Origin of the sequence: Nocardioides alcanivorans (assembly GCF_021555175.1) — a bacterium.
In the GTDB taxonomy this organism is placed as follows: domain Bacteria; phylum Actinomycetota; class Actinomycetes; order Propionibacteriales; family Nocardioidaceae; genus Nocardioides; species Nocardioides alcanivorans.
Genome location: NZ_JAKGRW010000029.1, coordinates 72,437 through 88,708, shown reverse-complemented (window position 1 = coordinate 88,708; position 16,272 = coordinate 72,437). Strand labels below are relative to the sequence as shown.

Here is a 16,272-nt window from a genome sequence, read left to right as displayed (position 1 = left end):
GCAAGCCGTGGAGGCTGCTGGCTTCGTGGTCGCCTGCGAACTGCGGGCCACCGAGATCACCCGTGCCGCCGACGTGGTCTTCCCGGTCTCCCCGGTCACCAGCAAGGCCGGTATGTATGTCACCTGGGAGGGACGCCCGCGTCCCTTCGAAGCCGCCTTCGAGGTGCCCGGTGCACTGCCCGACCTGCGCGTGTTGGCCGGCATCGCCGAGGAGGCTGGTCGCCCGTTCGGTTTCCGCACCGTCACCGAGGCGCGCCGCGAGATGATGGAGATCGGCCCGTGGGACGGTGCGCGTGCTGCTGCCGCCCCCGCGCCCGAGGTGAAGCCGCGGCGGCTCCCCACCAACCGTTTCTGGTTGGCGCACTGGAAGCTCATGCTCGACAACGGCGCGATGCAGGTCGGTGACAAGGCGCTCGCCGCCACTGCCCGGCTGGCCGTCGCCCGGGTCTCCGACGCGACCGCAGCCGCCCTGCGCGGTGCCACCTCGGTCACCCTCGCCGGCGACCGAGGCGAGCTGACGCTCCCGGTGGAGGTGGCCGACGTACCCGACGACACGGTGTGGGTGCCCAGCAACAGCTTCGGGCCAGGGGTGTTGGCAGGTCTCGCCTCACCGGGCTCCTCCGTCACCGTGAAGGGAGCGTGATCCGATGGCCGCGATGACCGTGATGGCTGCCAGCGACAGCAGCCTGGCCTCCTTCGGCAACGACCCGGTCTGGCTCATCATCGTCAAGGCGGCGATGATCTTCGTCGTCCTCGTGGTGCTGACCCTCTTCAACATCTGGTTCGAGCGGCGCGTCGTCGCCCGGATGCAGCACCGCGTCGGCCCCAACGTGCACGGACCCTTCGGCCTGTTGCAGTCGCTGGCCGACGGCGTGAAGCTCGCGCTCAAGCAGGACCTCATCCCCCGGAACGCCGACAAGGTCGTCTTCGTGCTGGCTCCGGTGCTGGCCACGATCCCGGCCTTCGTCACCTTCGCGGTGATCCCCTTCGGTCCCGAGGTCAACCTCTTCGGGGAACGGACGCCGTTGCAGCTGACCGACATGCCGGTGGCGGTCCTCTTCGTGCTCGCGATCGCATCGATCGGCATCTACGGCATCGTCCTCGGCGGCTGGTCCTCCGGGTCGACGTACTCCCTCCTGGGCGGTCTGCGCTCGAGTGCGCAGATGATCTCCTACGAGGTCGCGATGGGCCTGGCGCTCATCGGCGTGTTCCTCTATGCCGGGTCGATGTCGACCTCGGAGATCGTGGCCGCTCAGGACGACGTGTGGTTCGCCTTCGTGCTGGTTCCCTCCTTCGTGATCTACGTGATCGCCATGGTCGGGGAGACCAACCGGGCACCGTTCGATCTGCCCGAGGCCGAGGGAGAGCTCGTCGGTGGCTTCCACACCGAGTACTCGTCGCTCAAGTTCGCACTCTTCTTCCTCGCCGAATACATCAACATGGCGACGGTCTCCGCCCTGGCCACCACCCTCTTCCTGGGCGGCTGGCACGCGCCGTGGCCGATCTCGCAGCTGTGGGAGGGCAGCAACGCCGGCTACTGGCCGCTGCTCTGGTTCTTCGCCAAGATGTATCTCTTCATCTTCGTGTTCATCTGGCTGCGCGGGTCGTTGCCGCGACTGCGCTACGACCAGTTCATGGCCTTCGGCTGGAAGCGGCTCATCCCGATCTCGTTGGTCTGGATCGTTGCCGTCGCCACGATCCGGATGGCCACCAACGAGGGCGGATTCAACCGGGAACAGCTGCTCATCGTGGTCGGCGTGCTGGCCGTCATCTGTCTGGTGCTCTTCCTGATCCCGGAGAAGAAGCCCGTCGCGGAGGAGCCAGAGGTCGCCGAGCCGGTGGCCGGCGGCTACCCGACGCCCCCGATGCCTGCAGGTGGTGCCGTGCGCGGTGCCGCTGCCCCGCTCACCTTCCGTGAGGAGAAGTGATGGCCGACCAGCCGAGTCTCAAGGAACAGTTCTGGGACCCGATCGCCGGGTTCGGGGTGACCTTCCGGACGATGTTTCGCAAGGTCGTCACCGTGGAGTACCCGTTCGACAAGCAGCCCACGGCACCGCGCTTCCACGGACGCCACCAGCTCAACCGGTGGCCGGACGGCTTGGAGAAGTGCATCGGTTGCGAGTTGTGCGCGTGGGCCTGCCCGGCCGATGCGATCTACGTCGAGGGCGCGTCCAACAGCGACCAAGCAAGCGTGGACGCCGACGGCAACCCGGTCGACTCCGGGCGTTTCAGCCCCGGTGAGCGTTACGGCCGCGTCTACCAGATCAACTACCTGCGCTGCATCCTGTGTGGTCTCTGCATCGAGGCCTGTCCCACTCGAGCGCTCACGATGACCAACGAGTACGAGTTGGCCGACACCTCCCGCGAGTCGCTGATCTACGAGAAGTCCGACCTGCTCGCCCCGCTGTTGCCCGGGATGGAGCAGCCGCCGCACCCGATGCAGCTGGGGGACGACGAGGGTGACTACTACCGAGGCACCCAGCGTGCGCCGGAAGGTCAGGAGGAGCAGTCGTGACCGCCTTCTGGATCCTTGCGCCGCTCATGACGCTCGCCGCCCTCGGGCTGCTCTTCGTGCGCAAGGCCGTGCACGCCGCGCTGCTGCTTGCGTTCGTCATGGTGTCGCTGGCGGTGCTCTACGCCGGACTGGAGGCGCCGTTCCTCTTCGTGGTGCAGATCATCGTCTACACCGGCGCCATCTTGATGCTCTTCCTCTTCGTGCTGATGCTGGTCGGTGTCGATGCCTCCGACTCGGTCGTCGAGACCATCAAGGGGCAACGGTTCCTCGCTGGGGTCCTGGGAGCGCTCACGGTGGTGACCCTCGTCGTGGGCCTCTCCCAGGTCACCTTCGGCACCGTCGTCGGCCTCGAGGCCGCCAACGAGGGAGGCAACGTCGAGGCACTCGCCAACCTGCTCTTCCACAAGTACGTCTTCGCCTTCGAGGTGACGGCGGCGCTCCTGATCACCGCGGCCCTGGGCGCCATGCTCCTGGCGCACCCGGAACGGCTCACCCCCAGGCCCGGGCAGCGTGAGCAGGCCGACCAGCGGATGCGTGACTACGCCGAGACCGGCAAGCACCCGGGGCCGCTCCCGGCTCCGGGAGTCTTCGCCCGCCACAATGCGGTCGACACTCCTGCATTGCTCCCCGATGGGAGCCCGTCGGATGCGTCGATCAACCGGGTCCTGGCCGCCCGCGGCGCGGTGCGCACCACGAAGGCCGACGACGTCGACGACGTGGTGCGCCAGCTGGCCGCGCCGGGCTCGGAGACCGTGGTTGCCGACGTACCGGATCGAGAAGGTGACGACGTGACGAGTGCCAGTGACGTCTCGGTGGGGGAGAGCGATGCCTCGGAACCGGGAAGTGACTCCTCGACGCAGGAGGGTGACGCTTCGGCGACCGAGGAGGGGGATGCCTGATGGAGACCGAGCCCTACATCCTGCTGTCGGCGATCCTCTTCACCATCGGCGCTGTCGGCGTGCTGGTGCGGCGCAACGCGATCGTGGTCTTCATGTGCGTGGAGCTGATGCTCAACGCCTCCAACCTCGCGCTCGTCACCTTCGCCAAGGCCCACGGCAACCTCGAGGGGCAGGTGGTCGCCTTCTTCGTGATGGTGGTCGCGGCCGCCGAGGTCGTGGTTGGTCTGGCGATCATCATGACCATCTTCCGCACCCGCCGCTCGGCCTCGGTCGACGACGCCAGTCTGTTGAGGTTCTGACGTGACCGACCTGCAACCTGCTGTCAGCTCCTTGATCACCTCCGCACACGGGGAGAACGTCGTCGCCACCGCCGCTGAGGGGATCTACTCCCTCGGGTGGTTGGTGATCGCACTGCCGCTGGCCGGCGCCGCCGTCCTGCTGCTGGGCGGACGGTTCACCGACAGGTGGGGCCACCTGCTCGGCACCGCAACGGCGGTCGGCTCCTTCGGTGTCGGGGTGGCGATGTTCGTCAGCCTGCTGGGGAGGACGACCACGCGCGGGCGCACTCGCAGCACCTGTGGACGTGGTTCCAGACCGACTCGCTGACCGTCGGCTTCGACCTGCTCTACGACCCCTTGTCGTCGCTGTTCGTGCTGCTGATCACCGGCGTCGGATCGTTGATCCACATCTATTCGATCGGCTACATGGCGCACGACGAGCGGCGGCGCCGGTTCTTCGCCTACCTCAACCTCTTCATCGCCGCGATGCTGATGCTGGTGCTGGCCGGCAACTACGTGGGCATCTTCCTCGGCTGGGAGGGCGTCGGCCTGGCGTCCTACCTGTTGATCGGCTTCTGGCAGCACAAGCCCTCCGCGGCCGCCGCCGCGAAGAAGGCGTTCGTGATGAACCGTGTCGGTGACGTCGGCATGTCGCTGGCGATCATGCTGATGGTGGTGACCTTCGGCAGCACTGCCTTCACGGTCATCTCGGCCAACAACCACGGCGCCAGCGAGGCCACGATGAACGCCATCGGTCTGCTGCTCCTCCTGGGCGCGTGCGGCAAGAGCGCCCAGGTGCCGCTGCAGGGCTGGCTCCTGGACGCCATGGAGGGCCCGACTCCGGTGTCGGCGCTCATCCACGCCGCCACGATGGTGACCGCCGGTGTCTACCTGATCGTCCGCTCCAACTTCATCTTCGAGAACGCGCCGGCCGCGCAGACCGCCGTCGTTGTCGTCGCCGTGGTCACCCTCCTGTGGGGCGCGATCCTCGCGTGCGCGAAGGACGACATCAAGAAGGCGCTGGCCGGCTCGACGATGAGCCAGATCGGCTACATGATGCTCGGTGCCGGGCTCGGCGTGGCCGGCTACGCCTTCGCGATCTTCCACCTGATCACGCACGGCTTCTTCAAGGCCAACATGTTCCTCGGCGCCGGCTCCGTCATGCACGGCATGGACGACGACGTCAACATGCGGCACTACGGAGCGCTGCGCAAGATGATGCCGGTGACGTTCTTGACCTTCACGATGGGCTATCTGGCAATCATCGGGTTCCCGGGCTTCTCGGGCTTCTGGTCGAAGGACAAGCTGATCGAGACCGCGTTCGTCGAGAACGTGTGGATCGGTGGAGCGGCGCTGCTGGGCGCGGGGATCACCGCGTTCTACATGACCCGCCTGATGCTGCTGACCTTCTTCGGGGAGAAGCGCTGGCGTGACCCGGCGACCGGCGACGAGCCGCATCCGCATGAGTCGCCCTCCGTGATGACGGTGCCGCTGATCGTGCTGGCGGCGCTCTCCGTGCTCGGTGGCATCCTGCTGGCCGGCGACTGGATCACCGATTGGCTGGCACCCGTGGTCGGCCATGCCGAGCACCACGACCCGCCGATCCCCGCACTGGCACTGACCTGCGTGATCGTCGGCGTGGTCGCCGTGGGCGTGGTCATCGCCTGGCTGACCGTGGGCCGCAAGGAGGTGCCGCGTGAGGCACCGCAGGACGTCTCGCCGATCACCCGAGCAGCTCGGGCCGATCTCTACGGAGATGCCATCAACGACACCCTCGTGGTCGCTCCGACCATGGGCCTGGCCCGCAGCCTCGACACCTTCGACCGCGCCGTGATCGACGGCGCAGTCGAGGGGCAGGGCAGCGCGACGAGCGGATTGGCTGAGTTGTTGCGGAGGTTCCAGAACGGCTACGTCCGCTCCTATGCCCTCTCCGTGCTGGCAGGCGCACTGCTGCTCGCCCTGGCTCTTCTGGCGGTGAACTGGTCGTGAATGACTTCCCTGTGTTGACCGTCCTCGCACTGCTGCCGCTCGTCGGCGCGCTCGTGACGGCGTTCTTGCCCTCCACACCCGGTTCGGCGCTGCCCAAGCAGGTGGCGTTGGGATTCTCCGGCGTTGCGCTGGTGCTGGCCGTGGTGCTGGCCTTCGACTACGAGCCGCGCGGTGGAATGCAGTTCACCGAGACCCACACGTGGATCGAGGCGTTCGGAGCCCACTATGCGTTGGGTGTCGACGGCCTCGGGCTGGCGCTGGTGCTGCTGACCGCGCTGCTGGTGCCCGTGGTCGTGCTGGCCTCGTGGCATGACGCCGACGAGCGCAACACGTCTGCGTTCTTCGCCTGGATCCTCGCCCTCGAGGGACTGGCGCTCTATGTCTTCATGGCGCAGGACGTCTTCCTCTTCTACATGGCGTTCGAGGCGACGCTGATCCCGGCGTACTTCCTCATCGGGTCGTTCGGCCACGGTGCGGAGCGGGCACACGCTGCGATGAAGTTCCTGCTCTACATGCTGGCCGGTGGCCTGATCATGCTGGCCTCGGTGGTCGGGCTCTATGCGGTTTCGGCGGCCAACGGCAACCCGACGTACCTCATCTCCGAGCTCGCTGCGATGGGCTTCGACAAGGAGACGGGGCGCTGGCTGTTCCTCGGTTTCTTCATCGCCTTCGCGATCAAGGCGCCGCTCTTCCCGGTGCACACCTGGCTGCCCGACACCACGGCGAACGCCACCCCGGGCACATCGGTGCTGTTGATCTGCGTGCTCGACAAGATCGGCACCTACGGCATGATCCGCTTCTGCCTCGAGCTCTTCCCCGAGGCCTCGAAGTGGGCGACGCCGGTGGTCATCGTGCTGGCGGTCATCTCGATCATCTACGGCGCGCTGCTGGCGATCGTCCAGGACGACATGCTGAAGCTGATCGGTCTGACCTCGCTGTCGCACTTCGGCCTCATCACCTTGGGCATCTTCGTGATGAACTCCAACGGCATGTCGGGCGCGGTGTTCTACATGTTCAACCACGGGCTCGCGACCGCGGTGATGTTCCTCGTCGCCGGCTACCTGATCAAGCGGTCCGGGTCGCAGTGGATCCCCGACTTCGGAGGGGTCGAGAAGAAGGCGCCGCTGCTCGCGGGGCTCTTCCTCGTCGGTGGTCTCGGTACCTTGGGCCTGCCGGGCCTGTCGCCGTTCGTGTCGGAGTTCTTGGTGATCCTGGGCGGCTTCGACCACCACTGGGTCGTCGGTGCCTTCGCGGTGACGGCGATCGTGCTGGCCGCGGTCTACGTGCTGCGCATGTATCAGCGGGTGATGACCGGGCCGGCGTACGACGGTGAGTTGCATGACCTGAAGACGCGCGAGGTCGCGGCCGTCGCTCCGCTGGTGCTGGTGATGGTCGGGTTCGGCTTCTATCCGCAACCGATCATGGACATCGTGAATCCTGCGGTGCGGACGGTGATGGTGGGCGTCGAACAGACCGACGACCCTCCGACGGTGCCGCGCGACTGGGCGCTGCAGAACGAGCACGGTGATGCCGACGACCACAGTGACGACGAGCACGGAGGTGACCACGAATGAACGAGTTCGTGAAGCCCGTCATCGAGTATGCCGAGCTCTGGCCGCTGCTGGTGATCTTCGGGGTCGCCCTGGTCGGGGTCGCCGTGGAGGCCTTTGCGCCGCGGCGGCTGCGCTACCCGCTGCAGCTCGGCCTGGCGCTCGCTGGACCGATCGCCGCCTTCGGCGGCGTGGTGCTGATCGGGGTCGACCTCTCGTCTCGAGGCACCGTGAAGGGCGAGATCGTGATGGCGGGTGCGCTGGCCGTCGACGGTCCGACGCTCTTCGCCTGGGGCCTGCTGCTGATCGTGGCCGTCGCCGGTGCACTTCTCTTCGGTGAGCGTCGGCTCGAGGGCGGGGTCAGCGCGTTCGCCGGCCAGGCCGCGGCGTTGCCGGGTTCCGAGCCGGAGCGTGACGCCGACCAGGTGCGTCTCGACCACACGGAGGTCTTCCCCTCCTCATGTTCGCGGTCGCGGGCATGATGGTCTTCGCGGCTGCCAACGACCTGCTGACGTTGTTCGTCGGCCTCGAGGTGCTGTCGCTGCCGCTCTACCTGCTCACCGGACTGGCACGTCGCCGCCGACTGCTGAGCCAGGAAGCGGCGATGAAGTACTTCCTGCTCGGTGCCTTCTCGTCGGGTTTCGTGATCTATGGCATCGCGCTGATCTACGGATACGCGGGAACGATGTCGTTCGCCGGCATCCACGAGGCGATCGCCAACAACATCGGCAACCGGACATTGCTGCTCTTCGGCCTGGCGATGGTGCTCGTGGGCATCCTCTTCAAGGTGGGTGCCGCGCCGTTCCAGGCGTGGACGCCTGACGTCTACCAGGGTGCGCCGACGCAGGTGACCGCGTTCATGGGTGCGGCCACCAAGGTCGCCGCGTTCTTCGCGATGATGCGCTTCCTCTACGTCGCCTTCGACGGAGAGCGCTGGAGCTGGGTGCCGGTGCTGTCGGTGATCGCGGTGTTGACGATGGTCGTCGGTGCGATCCTCGCGGTGGCGCAGACCGACGTGAAGCGGATGCTGGCCTACTCGTCGATCACGCACACCGGCTTCCTGATCACCGGCCTGGTCGGCGCCCAGTCGGCGGGGGTGCTGTCCAGCGGTGCGATCAGCTCCACCCAGGCTGTCCTCTTCTACCTGGTGACCTACTCCTTCATGACACTCGGTGCCTTCGCGGTCGTCTCGCTGGTCCGGGACGCTGCTGGGGAGACCACCGAGATGGCCCGCTGGGCCGGCCTGGGCAAGGAGTCACCGCTCGTCGCGGGCGTCTTCGCGCTCTTCCTGCTCGGCTTCGCCGGCATCCCGCTGACGGCGGGGTTCGCGGGCAAGTGGGCGGTCTTCGCATCGGCGATGTCCGCAGGGTTGTGGCCGGTGGTGGTCGCCGCCGTACTCACCTCGGCCCTGGCCGTCTTCTTCTACGTCCGGCTGATCGTGGTGATGTACTTCCACGAGGCGCAGGGTGAAGGTCCGTCGGTGACACTGCCGAGTGCGATGACATCGGTGACCATCGGGGTGGCCGCTCTCGTGACCGTCGCGTTGGGCGTTCTGCCCGGCCCGGTTCTCGATCTTGCGGCCCATGCGGGAGACTTCATCAGGTGAGCACCAGCAACACCGCCCCCGCCCTCGCCCTGCCGATCCTCGACGAGGCGCTCGCCGAGCGTCTGCGCACCCGCATGGCAGCTGTCGAGGTGGCCCTGACCGGTCACGCCCGGAGCGAGGCCGACTTCGTCACCGAGGCCGCCCGACACCTGATGGAGGCCGGCGGCAAGCGGTTCCGGCCGCTGCTGGTGCTGCTGGCCGCTGAAACCGGTGACCGTGCCGACTCCGATGACGTCGTGACCGCGGCCTGTGTCGTCGAGTTGACCCACCTGGCGTCGCTCTACCACGACGACGTGATGGACGAGGCCGACCTGCGTCGTGGCGCCGACTCGGCCAACGCGCGCTGGGACAACCACGTCGCGATCCTCACCGGCGACTGGCTCTTCTCGAAGTCGTCCGAGCTGACCGCAGATCTCGGCCCCGATGCCGTGCGGATCCAGGCGCAGACCTTCTCCCGGTTGGTGGAGGGGCAGATCCTCGAGACCGTGAAGCCCGGTCCGGGCGTCGCGCCCATCGACCACTACCTGCGGGTCGTCGCCGGCAAGACGGGTTCGCTGATCGCCACGTCCGCTCGCTACGGCGCCCGCTTCGGTGGGGCGACGGACGAGGTCGAGGAGGCACTCGCCGAATACGGTGAGATGGTCGGCTCGGCCTTCCAGCTCTCCGACGACATCCTCGACATCGCCTCGGAGACCGACGAGTCGGGCAAGACTCCGGGGACTGACCTGCGCGAGGGCGTGATGACGCTGCCGGTGCTGATGGCACTGGAGTCCTCCGATGACTCCGACGCGCGTCTGCACGAGTTGCTGCGTGGCGACCTGGCCGATGACGCCCTCTTGGCCGAGACCCTCGAGCTGCTCCGGACCCATCCCGCCATGGACCGGGCTCGCCGCTACGTGATCGATCGCGCCACCGAGGCCAAGGCCCGCCTCGCCGCCCTCCCCGCCGGCCCGGTCCGCGATGCCCTCGAGGCCTTCGCTGACGCTGTCGCCGTCCGCTCTGCCTGACCGCACCCGCCCCAGCAACCTCAAAATTCCCCGCCCGGGCGGGGAATTGTGGGGCGGCAGGGGACCGCGGGACGGGAGGGAGAGGGGGCAGTGGCGGACGTCACGTGGGACCACGTCCCCGTGATGGGGTGAAACATGTTCCACTGCACCGTGGGCTGGGGCGTGTCCTGCTCCACCCGACGAACTGAACAGCTCACCAGGAGACAACGATGACCGAAGCAGTGATCGTCAGCGCCGTGCGCACCCCGATCGGCACCTCGTACAAGGGGACGCTGCGCGAGATGCTTTCCGAGGAGCTCGCCACCCTCGTCGTGGGGGAGGCAGTGAAGCGCTCGGGCCTCAACCCTGAGGACTTCGGCGACATCATCCTTGCGGAGTCGACCGCTGGCGGCGGTGACATCGCCCGCTACGCCGCGGTCGCCAACGGCATGATCCAGGTGCCCGGCCAGGCCGTGCAGCGCTGGTGCGCCGGCTCGCTGACCTCGATCGGCAACGCCGCGGCGCAGATCCGCTCCGGCATGGAGACCGCTGTCATCGCCGGTGGCACGCACTCCTACTCGACCAACCCGACCATCACCTCCCGTTTCCCGAACGGCGAGGAGAAGACGGGCATGCGTCCGTCCTTCCCCTACTACGAGACCGATGAGTTCGGGAAGGCCACCGACGACGTGATCGTCAACGTGGGCTTCAACATCGCCAAGGACCGCGGGATCACCCGCGAGGAGCAGGACGCCTGGGCGTTCCGCTCCCACCAGCGTGCGATCGCCGCGATCGACGCCGGCCAGTTCGACGACGAGATCGTCGCTGTCCAGGCCCGTCTCGAGGGTGAGATCGTCAACTTCGCCGTCGACGAGCACCCGCGCCGCGGCGGCTCGCTCGAGAAGCTGGGTACCCTCAAGCCGATCCGCGAGATCGACGGCTTCACCGTGACCGCGGGCAACTCCTCCGGCGTCAATGACGCCGCGTCGGCCCTCGCGATCGTCTCCGACGAGCTCGCTGCCCAGCGCGGCCTCACCCCGCTCGCTCGCATCCGCGCCTGGGGCGCGGTCGGCGTGCAGCCGCACCTCACCGGGGTCGGCGGCGTCGACGCCATCCCGCTCGTTCTCAAGCGCGCCGGTCTCAGCGTCTCCGACGTCGACCTGTGGGAGATCAACGAGGCCTTCGCCTCCGTGCCGATCGCTGCCGTCAAGGAGCTCGGCATCGATGAGGACAAGGTCAACCCGTGGGGCTCCGGCTGCTCCCTCGGCCACCCGATCTCCGCTTCCGGTGGCCGCATGGTCGCCACCCTCGCCCACGAGCTCAAGCGTCGTGGCGGCGGCATCGCGGTCGCGTCGATGTGCGCCGCGGGCGGCCAGGGCGGCGCCGTGGTCATCGAGGCCGTCTGATCCACCTCAGCACATCCCCGTGTCCGGTTCGCCGGACACGGGGATGTCTGCATTCACCCACGACGCAGCGTGCGTTCCACTTCAGTGTTGCGGGAAGCGCGGCACCAGGCAGCCCAGCGCGGCCCGTGACCGGGCCCGCAACACGCCCCACCAGAGACCGGAGCCGTAGGCCAGATCGGTGAGGCGTCTCCCCGCGAGGCGTTCGGGGTACGTCGTGGGCTTGCGGCCTTCGCGCAGCGCGCTGGCCGCGTCGATCACCAAGGCGGTGGCGACGGTGCGGCGGCCGGTTCGGGTGAGCAGGCCGAGTGCTGCCAGCGGCCACCAGTGCCGCAACGTCAGGGCAGTGGCCTGGGTGGTGGCCGACGTCAACCCGAGGGCGGTCAGCCGTGCTGCTTCGCGGTGTCCGACCCTGCCGGCGGGCAGGGAGGGCCGGATCCGCCGGAAGGTGACGACCGAAGCCGTTGCCAGAAGGGGGATCGCGGTCCATGAACGTGCCAGCACGGCGAACCCGGTGATGCCTTGGAGGGGCGTGAACGCGGCAGGGGCGACGGTGTCGCCGTGTCGTTCGGCGAGTACCGCGCCACTGGTGCCGTAGGTGGCGATCCGGCGCAGCCAGGCCAGCGGATCGTCGCGTACGTCGTGGGTGACCTCTGCCTCCGGCGCGTAGCGGACGCGCTTGCCGGCGTCGAGCAGGCGCCAGACGAGGTCGACGTCCTCGCCGACCCGCAGGTCGGTGTCGAAGCCGTCGACAAGTGCCTCGGTGCGCGCGAGGAGGCAGGCGCTCGGGAGCCAGGCCACGGTGGCGCCCCGGGTGACGGCGGCCGGGACCGGTCCTTGGTCGAGTGACGAGAAGGCCGTGTCGTAGCGCCGGAACCACCGAGCCCGCCCGGACCGGACGACGCCGATCACCCGGGGACCGACCAGGGCGACGGACGGGTCGGCGAAGTGCCGGCACAGGGCGAGGAGGTCGTCGGCCCGCGCCACGACGTCGGAGTCGACCAGTGCCACGAACGGGGTCCGCACCGCAGCCAGACCGGTGTTGCGGGCGGCGGCAGGTCCACCGTTGAGCGGCAGGGCGACCAGGTCTGCGCCGTGCCGAGCGACGACGCGAGCCACTGGTGCAGGGTCTCGGGAACCGTCGTCGACCACCAGGCACCTCAACGGTGCGAGCGCTGCCAGGCACCGGTCGAGTTGCTCGGGGCGGTCCCGGACGGGGATCACCACCGCCACGTCAGCCGCCGAGACGTCGGGCAGTCCGGAGAGGTCGGGATGGGCGAGGTTGCGTGCCAGCAGCCGGTCGGCGACCGCTGCGCTACCGGCGTCGTGCACGTCGAGATGGGTCCCGTGTGCCTCGGTGACCAGTGACGCGGCGGCTCTCTCCGCCAGCTTCACCAGGCCGACCGGCGATCCGCCGAGCAGGACGCGGCCACCTTCGAGGCGGCGTACGTCGGCGGCCAGGTTCACTCGGAACCCGACCGGCAACCCCAGCGCCGTCCTCATCGAGGGGCCAGTTGCCGGTCCGTGCCGTTGAGTCGCTGGAGCACGTCGACCACCATCCGTTCCAGCACCACGGAGCCGTGGCGGGCGTTGGCACGGGTCGGATCGCCGAGCACGCCGTTGGCCGAGACCGCCGCGACACCGCCGGCGATCATGGCGGGCAGGATCTCCTTGAGGGGTTGGGTGTTGCCGCTCTCGGCGAGGTCCATCCGCACCGACCACGGCGCCAGGTGCAGCATCAGCGAGGTCTCGGTGTGGCCCGCGTGGAGGTCGAACTCCTCGGTGGCGCAGGGGAACCAGGCGACGTCGTGTCCCTCGGCGCGCAGTTGGTCGACGGCTGGGTCGAGCGCGGCGAGGTTGCCGCCGTGGGCATTCACGAAGACCACTTCCGTGGCCCAGGTGCGCAGGGACCGGACCAGTTCGACCAGCACCACCTGGAGTGCCGGCGTACCGATGGAGCAGGTGCCCGGGAACGCTTGGTGCTCGCCGCTGGACCCGTAGGACAGGGGTGGGGCCACCCAGGCGCCGGGCGTGCGCGCCGCGACGGCCTCGGCGACGGCGACGGCGATGGTGGTGTCGGTGTCGAGCGGCAGGTGTGGCCCGTGCTGCTCGATGGAGCCGACCGGCACCAGCACCAGTCCGGCCGCCGCGGTCTGGGGCGAGGTCGCCTCGGCCAGGGAGGCTCGGGATCGGCGCGGCGCGCCCGGACGCACGGTCATCTCATGCGCCGAGTGAGAGGTGGAATCCGTCGGGGACGACGAAGTGCTCCGGCGTGACCTCGTGGATCGAGGAGACACCCATGCCGAGCAGGGCGGAGTCGACGCCGCCGCGCAGGATGTCGAGCACGTTCTCCACACCGGCTTGACCGTTGGCGGCGAGGCCCCACAGGTAGGCGCGGCCGATCATGACGGCCCTCGCGCCCATGGCGACGGCCTTCACGACGTCGGAGCCACGGCGTACGCCGCCGTCCATGACGACCTCGATCTGGCTGCCCACGGCGTCGGCGATCGGCTTGACGAGGCGGATCGCTGCGGGGGTGCCGTCGAGGTTGTTGCCACCGTGGTTGGAGATCGAGATGCCCGCGACGCCGGCGTCGACCGCGCGGCGGGCGTCGTCGATGCGGGAGACGCCCTTGAGGATGAACGGCTTGCCACCGGAGATCTGGTGCCACTGCTCGCGCATCCAGGCGACGTCGTCCCACGACGGCGGCGGGGTGGTCATCCACTCGTAGTAGGCACCGAAGAACGTGGGACCCTTGTCGGCGCCCGGAGCGGCGAGGTTCGGGGCGGTCAGGTCGGGGATCTGCCCGGTGCGGCCATAGGTGTAGAGCCAGCGCGGCTTCGTGGCGACCTTCGGCGCCATCCGCACCATCGTCTTGAAGTCGACCTTCTCCGGGATCTCGGGGCTGCCCCAGTCACGGCCCATCGAGAAGGACCAGTCGAGGGTGGCGATCAGGCCCTGCGAACCGGCATCGGAAGCGCGCTGCATCCGCTGCTGCATGAGGGTGCGGTCGCCGGTCCAGTACATCTGGAAGAAGGTGGTGGCGCCCGTGGCGGTGACCTCCTCGACCGACTTCGACGCGAAGTTCGACAGCCCCATGATCGTGCCCCGTGCGGCGGCCGCCCGGGCCACCGCAACCTCTCCCTCGGGGTGCACGGCTTGTACGCCGGTGGGGGAGATGAGCACGGGCAGGGAGATGTCGTGACCGAACACCGAGGTGTCCTGGTCACGCTTCTCCTGGTTGCCGGCAACGTGCGGGGCGAAGCCGAGTTGGGCGAAGCCGTGCTGGTTGTCCGCGATGCTCTGGCCGCGCTCGGAGCCGGCGACGAGGGCGCCGTACACGGGCGCGGGAAGACGCTTCTTCGCGCGCTGCTGGGCGACCGCGACGGACTCGAACCATGGGTTCTGCTTCCAAGGGTTCTCGAACTTCATCAGCAGGTTGCCTTTCCGGAGCCGTCGGCACTGCAACCGCAGCCGCCTGAGGGGTGTCGATGCCTTCGAAGCCCGCCAGCGGGCTCTCCGCGCAGGCGGAGACGGGGCGTGAGGTCGGTGGGGTCATGTCGTCGGTGGGGCGCCGACCGAGGGTGAGCATCACCGGCTGGTTGCGGGTGGGGTTGGCCTTGGAGTGGTCCTGGCTGGCGGCGGGGACGGTGCGGTCCCCGGCCAGGGCGGTCTCGCCGTAGCCCTGCACGCACTCGGGATCCGGCCCGTCCAGCGGCAGGCCGGTGAAGAACTTCGCCGCCATGCAGCCGCCGCGACACGAGTCGAAGAACGAGCACTTCGAGCAGGCGCCACCGGTCTGCGGCCGACGCAGGTCGGTGAAGAGCTCGGAGGTCTGCCACACCTTCTGGAAGCCGCCGTCGGCGAGCAGGTTGCCGGCCAGGAAGTTGTCGTGGATGGCGAACGGGCAGGCATAGACGTCGCCGATCGGGTCGATCAGGCAGACCACGCGGCCCGCGCCGCACAGGTTGAGGCCGGGCAGTGCCTCGCCGAAGGCGGAGAGGTGGAAGAAGGAGTCGCCGGTGAGCACGTTGTCGCCGTTGGCCATCAACCAGTCGTAGAGCTCACGCTGCTGCTCGGGCAGCGGGTGCAGCTCGTCCCACACGTCGGCACCACGGCCGGACGGGCGCAGCCGGGTGAGTCGCAACGTGGCGCCGTACTTGTCGGCCAGGGCCTTGAACTCGTCGAGCTGGCCGATGTTCTGCCGGGTGCAGACCACCGAGATCTTGGCGTCGGAGAAGCCGGCATCCTGGAGGTTCTGCAGGGCGAGGATCGCGGTGTCGAAGGAACCGGGCCCCCGCACGTAGTCGTTGACCTCGGCGGTCGCACCGTCGAGGGAGATCTGCACGTCGACGTAGCCGTTGCAGGCGGGGAGGCCAGGAACGCGGCGCGCTCGGGGTTGAGTCGGACGCCGTTGGTGGAGAACTTCACGCCGACCTGGTGGTCGACGGCGTACTGCAGCAGGTGCCAGAAGTCCGGGCGGATCGTGGGTTCGCCACCACCGATGTTGACGTAGAAGACCTGCATCCGCTGCAGCTCGTCGATGACGGCTTCGCACTGCTCGGTGGTCAGCTCGCGCGGGTCACGGCGGCCTGACGACGAGAGGCAGTGGGCGCACTCGAGGTTGCAGGCATAGGTCAGCTCCCAGGTGAGGCAGATCGGTGCGTCGAGACCGAACTCGAACTGCTGCACCAGCGATCCGCCGACGGGGCGGGCGGCCTTCGGGCGTTGGGGGGCGATGGTCATCGGACGGCTCCAGCGATCTCGGGTGCGCGCAGCTGGAGCATGTCGGCAGCGACCAGCCCCTCGAGTGCCCGCAGGTAGGTCGGGTAGTCGGTCTCGGGCACACCGGCCTCAATCAGCGCGGCGCGGGCAGAGGGGTGCTCGCCGAGTCGGGTCACGACCTCCACCAGCAACGGGTGCTTGAGGAAGGTCAGTCGGCGATTGCCGAAGTGATAGGCCAACGCCCCGAACGGCTCCGGGCGCAGGGCGACGGAGGGGACAGGGTCCAGGCCTGGTCCAACGTGGACGTCATCTCGTGGTCCG

13 protein-coding genes and 4 pseudogenes are annotated in these 16,272 nt (G+C 68.5%); 11 read left to right on the top strand and 6 right to left on the bottom strand.

The genetic code is table 11. From position 1 onward, the window contains the following. The 11 genes and pseudogenes from L1066_RS15850 to L1066_RS15805 all read left to right on the top strand — a co-directional run. Window positions 1–643: pseudogene (locus L1066_RS15850) on the top strand (NADH-quinone oxidoreductase subunit G); the annotation flags it as partial. A 4-nt stretch (window positions 644–647) separates the two neighbouring features. After that, a complete protein-coding gene (gene nuoH / locus L1066_RS15845; protein WP_235737249.1) occupies window positions 648–1,928 on the top strand; it encodes an NADH-quinone oxidoreductase subunit NuoH in 1,281 nt (426 codons plus the stop codon). Continuing rightward, window positions 1,928–2,515, top strand: a complete 588-nt coding sequence (gene nuoI / locus L1066_RS15840; protein WP_235737248.1) for an NADH-quinone oxidoreductase subunit NuoI — start codon at window positions 1,928–1,930, stop codon at window positions 2,513–2,515. Before nuoH ends, nuoI begins: the two co-directional genes overlap by 1 nt. Beyond that, window positions 2,512–3,414: an NADH-quinone oxidoreductase subunit J gene (locus tag L1066_RS15835; protein WP_312007954.1), complete on the top strand. Its 903-nt coding sequence runs from the start codon at window positions 2,512–2,514 to the stop codon at window positions 3,412–3,414. Before nuoI ends, L1066_RS15835 begins: the two co-directional genes overlap by 4 nt. Then, complete coding sequence (gene nuoK, locus L1066_RS15830; RefSeq protein WP_235737247.1) at window positions 3,414–3,713, top strand: NADH-quinone oxidoreductase subunit NuoK; 300 nt, start codon at window positions 3,414–3,416, stop codon at window positions 3,711–3,713. The genes L1066_RS15835 and nuoK overlap by 1 nt, the downstream gene beginning before the upstream one ends. Window positions 3,714–3,795: 82 nt before the next feature. Beyond that, window positions 3,796–5,681: pseudogene (gene nuoL / locus L1066_RS15825) on the top strand (NADH-quinone oxidoreductase subunit L). Next, window positions 5,678–7,255 carry an NADH-quinone oxidoreductase subunit M gene (locus L1066_RS15820; RefSeq protein ID WP_235737246.1) on the top strand — a complete coding sequence of 526 codons (1,578 nt, stop codon included), beginning with the start codon at window positions 5,678–5,680 and terminating at the stop codon, window positions 7,253–7,255. The pseudogene nuoL and the gene L1066_RS15820 overlap by 4 nt, the downstream one beginning before the upstream one ends. Next, entirely contained in the window at window positions 7,252–7,713 is a 462-nt protein-coding gene (locus L1066_RS27890; protein ID WP_312007949.1) for a hypothetical protein, read from the top strand. The genes L1066_RS15820 and L1066_RS27890 overlap by 4 nt, the downstream gene beginning before the upstream one ends. After that, window positions 7,692–8,837, top strand: a complete 1,146-nt coding sequence (gene nuoN, locus L1066_RS15815) for an NADH-quinone oxidoreductase subunit NuoN (RefSeq protein WP_312007947.1) — start codon at window positions 7,692–7,694, stop codon at window positions 8,835–8,837. Before L1066_RS27890 ends, nuoN begins: the two co-directional genes overlap by 22 nt. After that, window positions 8,834–9,844 (top strand): polyprenyl synthetase family protein, encoded by a 1,011-nt coding sequence (locus L1066_RS15810; RefSeq protein WP_235737245.1) that lies wholly within the window; start codon window positions 8,834–8,836, stop codon window positions 9,842–9,844. Before nuoN ends, L1066_RS15810 begins: the two co-directional genes overlap by 4 nt. 209 nt (window positions 9,845–10,053) lie before the next feature. Then, on the top strand, window positions 10,054–11,229 hold the full coding sequence (locus L1066_RS15805; protein WP_235737244.1) for a thiolase family protein: 1,176 nt from the start codon (window positions 10,054–10,056) through the stop codon (window positions 11,227–11,229). 81 nt (window positions 11,230–11,310) lie between these two features. Here L1066_RS15805 and mftF read toward each other — a convergent pair whose 3' ends face one another. The 6 genes and pseudogenes from mftF to mftB form a co-directional block, all read right to left on the bottom strand. Further along, window positions 11,311–12,729: a mycofactocin biosynthesis glycosyltransferase MftF gene (mftF, locus tag L1066_RS15800; RefSeq protein ID WP_235737243.1), complete on the bottom strand. Its 1,419-nt coding sequence runs from the start codon at window positions 12,727–12,729 to the stop codon at window positions 11,311–11,313. Further along, window positions 12,726–13,445, bottom strand: coding sequence for a mycofactocin biosynthesis peptidyl-dipeptidase MftE (mftE, locus tag L1066_RS15795; RefSeq protein ID WP_235737242.1), 720 nt, complete (start codon window positions 13,443–13,445; stop codon window positions 12,726–12,728). Before mftE ends, mftF begins: the two co-directional genes overlap by 4 nt. A 1-nt stretch (window position 13,446) precedes the next feature. Beyond that, the gene (gene mftD / locus L1066_RS15790; RefSeq protein WP_235737241.1) at window positions 13,447–14,658 is read right to left on the bottom strand and encodes a pre-mycofactocin synthase MftD; all 1,212 of its coding nucleotides are present in this window, start codon (window positions 14,656–14,658) and stop codon (window positions 13,447–13,449) included. Window positions 14,659–14,956: 298 nt separating this feature from the next. Continuing rightward, window positions 14,957–15,574 (bottom strand): annotated as a pseudogene (mftC, locus tag L1066_RS15785) (mycofactocin radical SAM maturase); the annotation flags it as partial. 86 nt (window positions 15,575–15,660) lie between these two features. After that, window positions 15,661–15,972: pseudogene (locus L1066_RS27885) on the bottom strand (radical SAM protein); the annotation flags it as partial. After that, entirely contained in the window at window positions 15,969–16,190 is a 222-nt protein-coding gene (gene mftB, locus L1066_RS15775; RefSeq protein WP_235737239.1) for a mycofactocin biosynthesis chaperone MftB, read from the bottom strand. The gene mftB and the pseudogene L1066_RS27885, both read right to left, overlap by 4 nt. Window positions 16,191–16,272: the final 82 nt, after the last annotated feature.

Coding starts and splice junctions, on each gene's coding strand:
- L1066_RS27890 (WP_312007949.1), top strand. CDS start 7,252: ATGAACGAGTTCGTGAAGCCCGTCATCGAGTATGCCGAGCTCTGGCCG.
- L1066_RS15805 (WP_235737244.1), top strand. CDS start 10,054: ATGACCGAAGCAGTGATCGTCAGCGCCGTGCGCACCCCGATCGGCACC.
- nuoH (WP_235737249.1), top strand. CDS start 648: ATGGCCGCGATGACCGTGATGGCTGCCAGCGACAGCAGCCTGGCCTCC.
- nuoI (WP_235737248.1), top strand. CDS start 1,928: ATGGCCGACCAGCCGAGTCTCAAGGAACAGTTCTGGGACCCGATCGCC.
- mftE (WP_235737242.1), bottom strand. CDS start 13,445: ATGACCGTGCGTCCGGGCGCGCCGCGCCGATCCCGAGCCTCCCTGGCC.
- nuoK (WP_235737247.1), top strand. CDS start 3,414: ATGGAGACCGAGCCCTACATCCTGCTGTCGGCGATCCTCTTCACCATC.
- mftF (WP_235737243.1), bottom strand. CDS start 12,729: ATGAGGACGGCGCTGGGGTTGCCGGTCGGGTTCCGAGTGAACCTGGCC.
- mftD (WP_235737241.1), bottom strand. CDS start 14,658: ATGAAGTTCGAGAACCCTTGGAAGCAGAACCCATGGTTCGAGTCCGTC.
- nuoN (WP_312007947.1), top strand. CDS start 7,692: ATGTTCGCGGTCGCGGGCATGATGGTCTTCGCGGCTGCCAACGACCTG.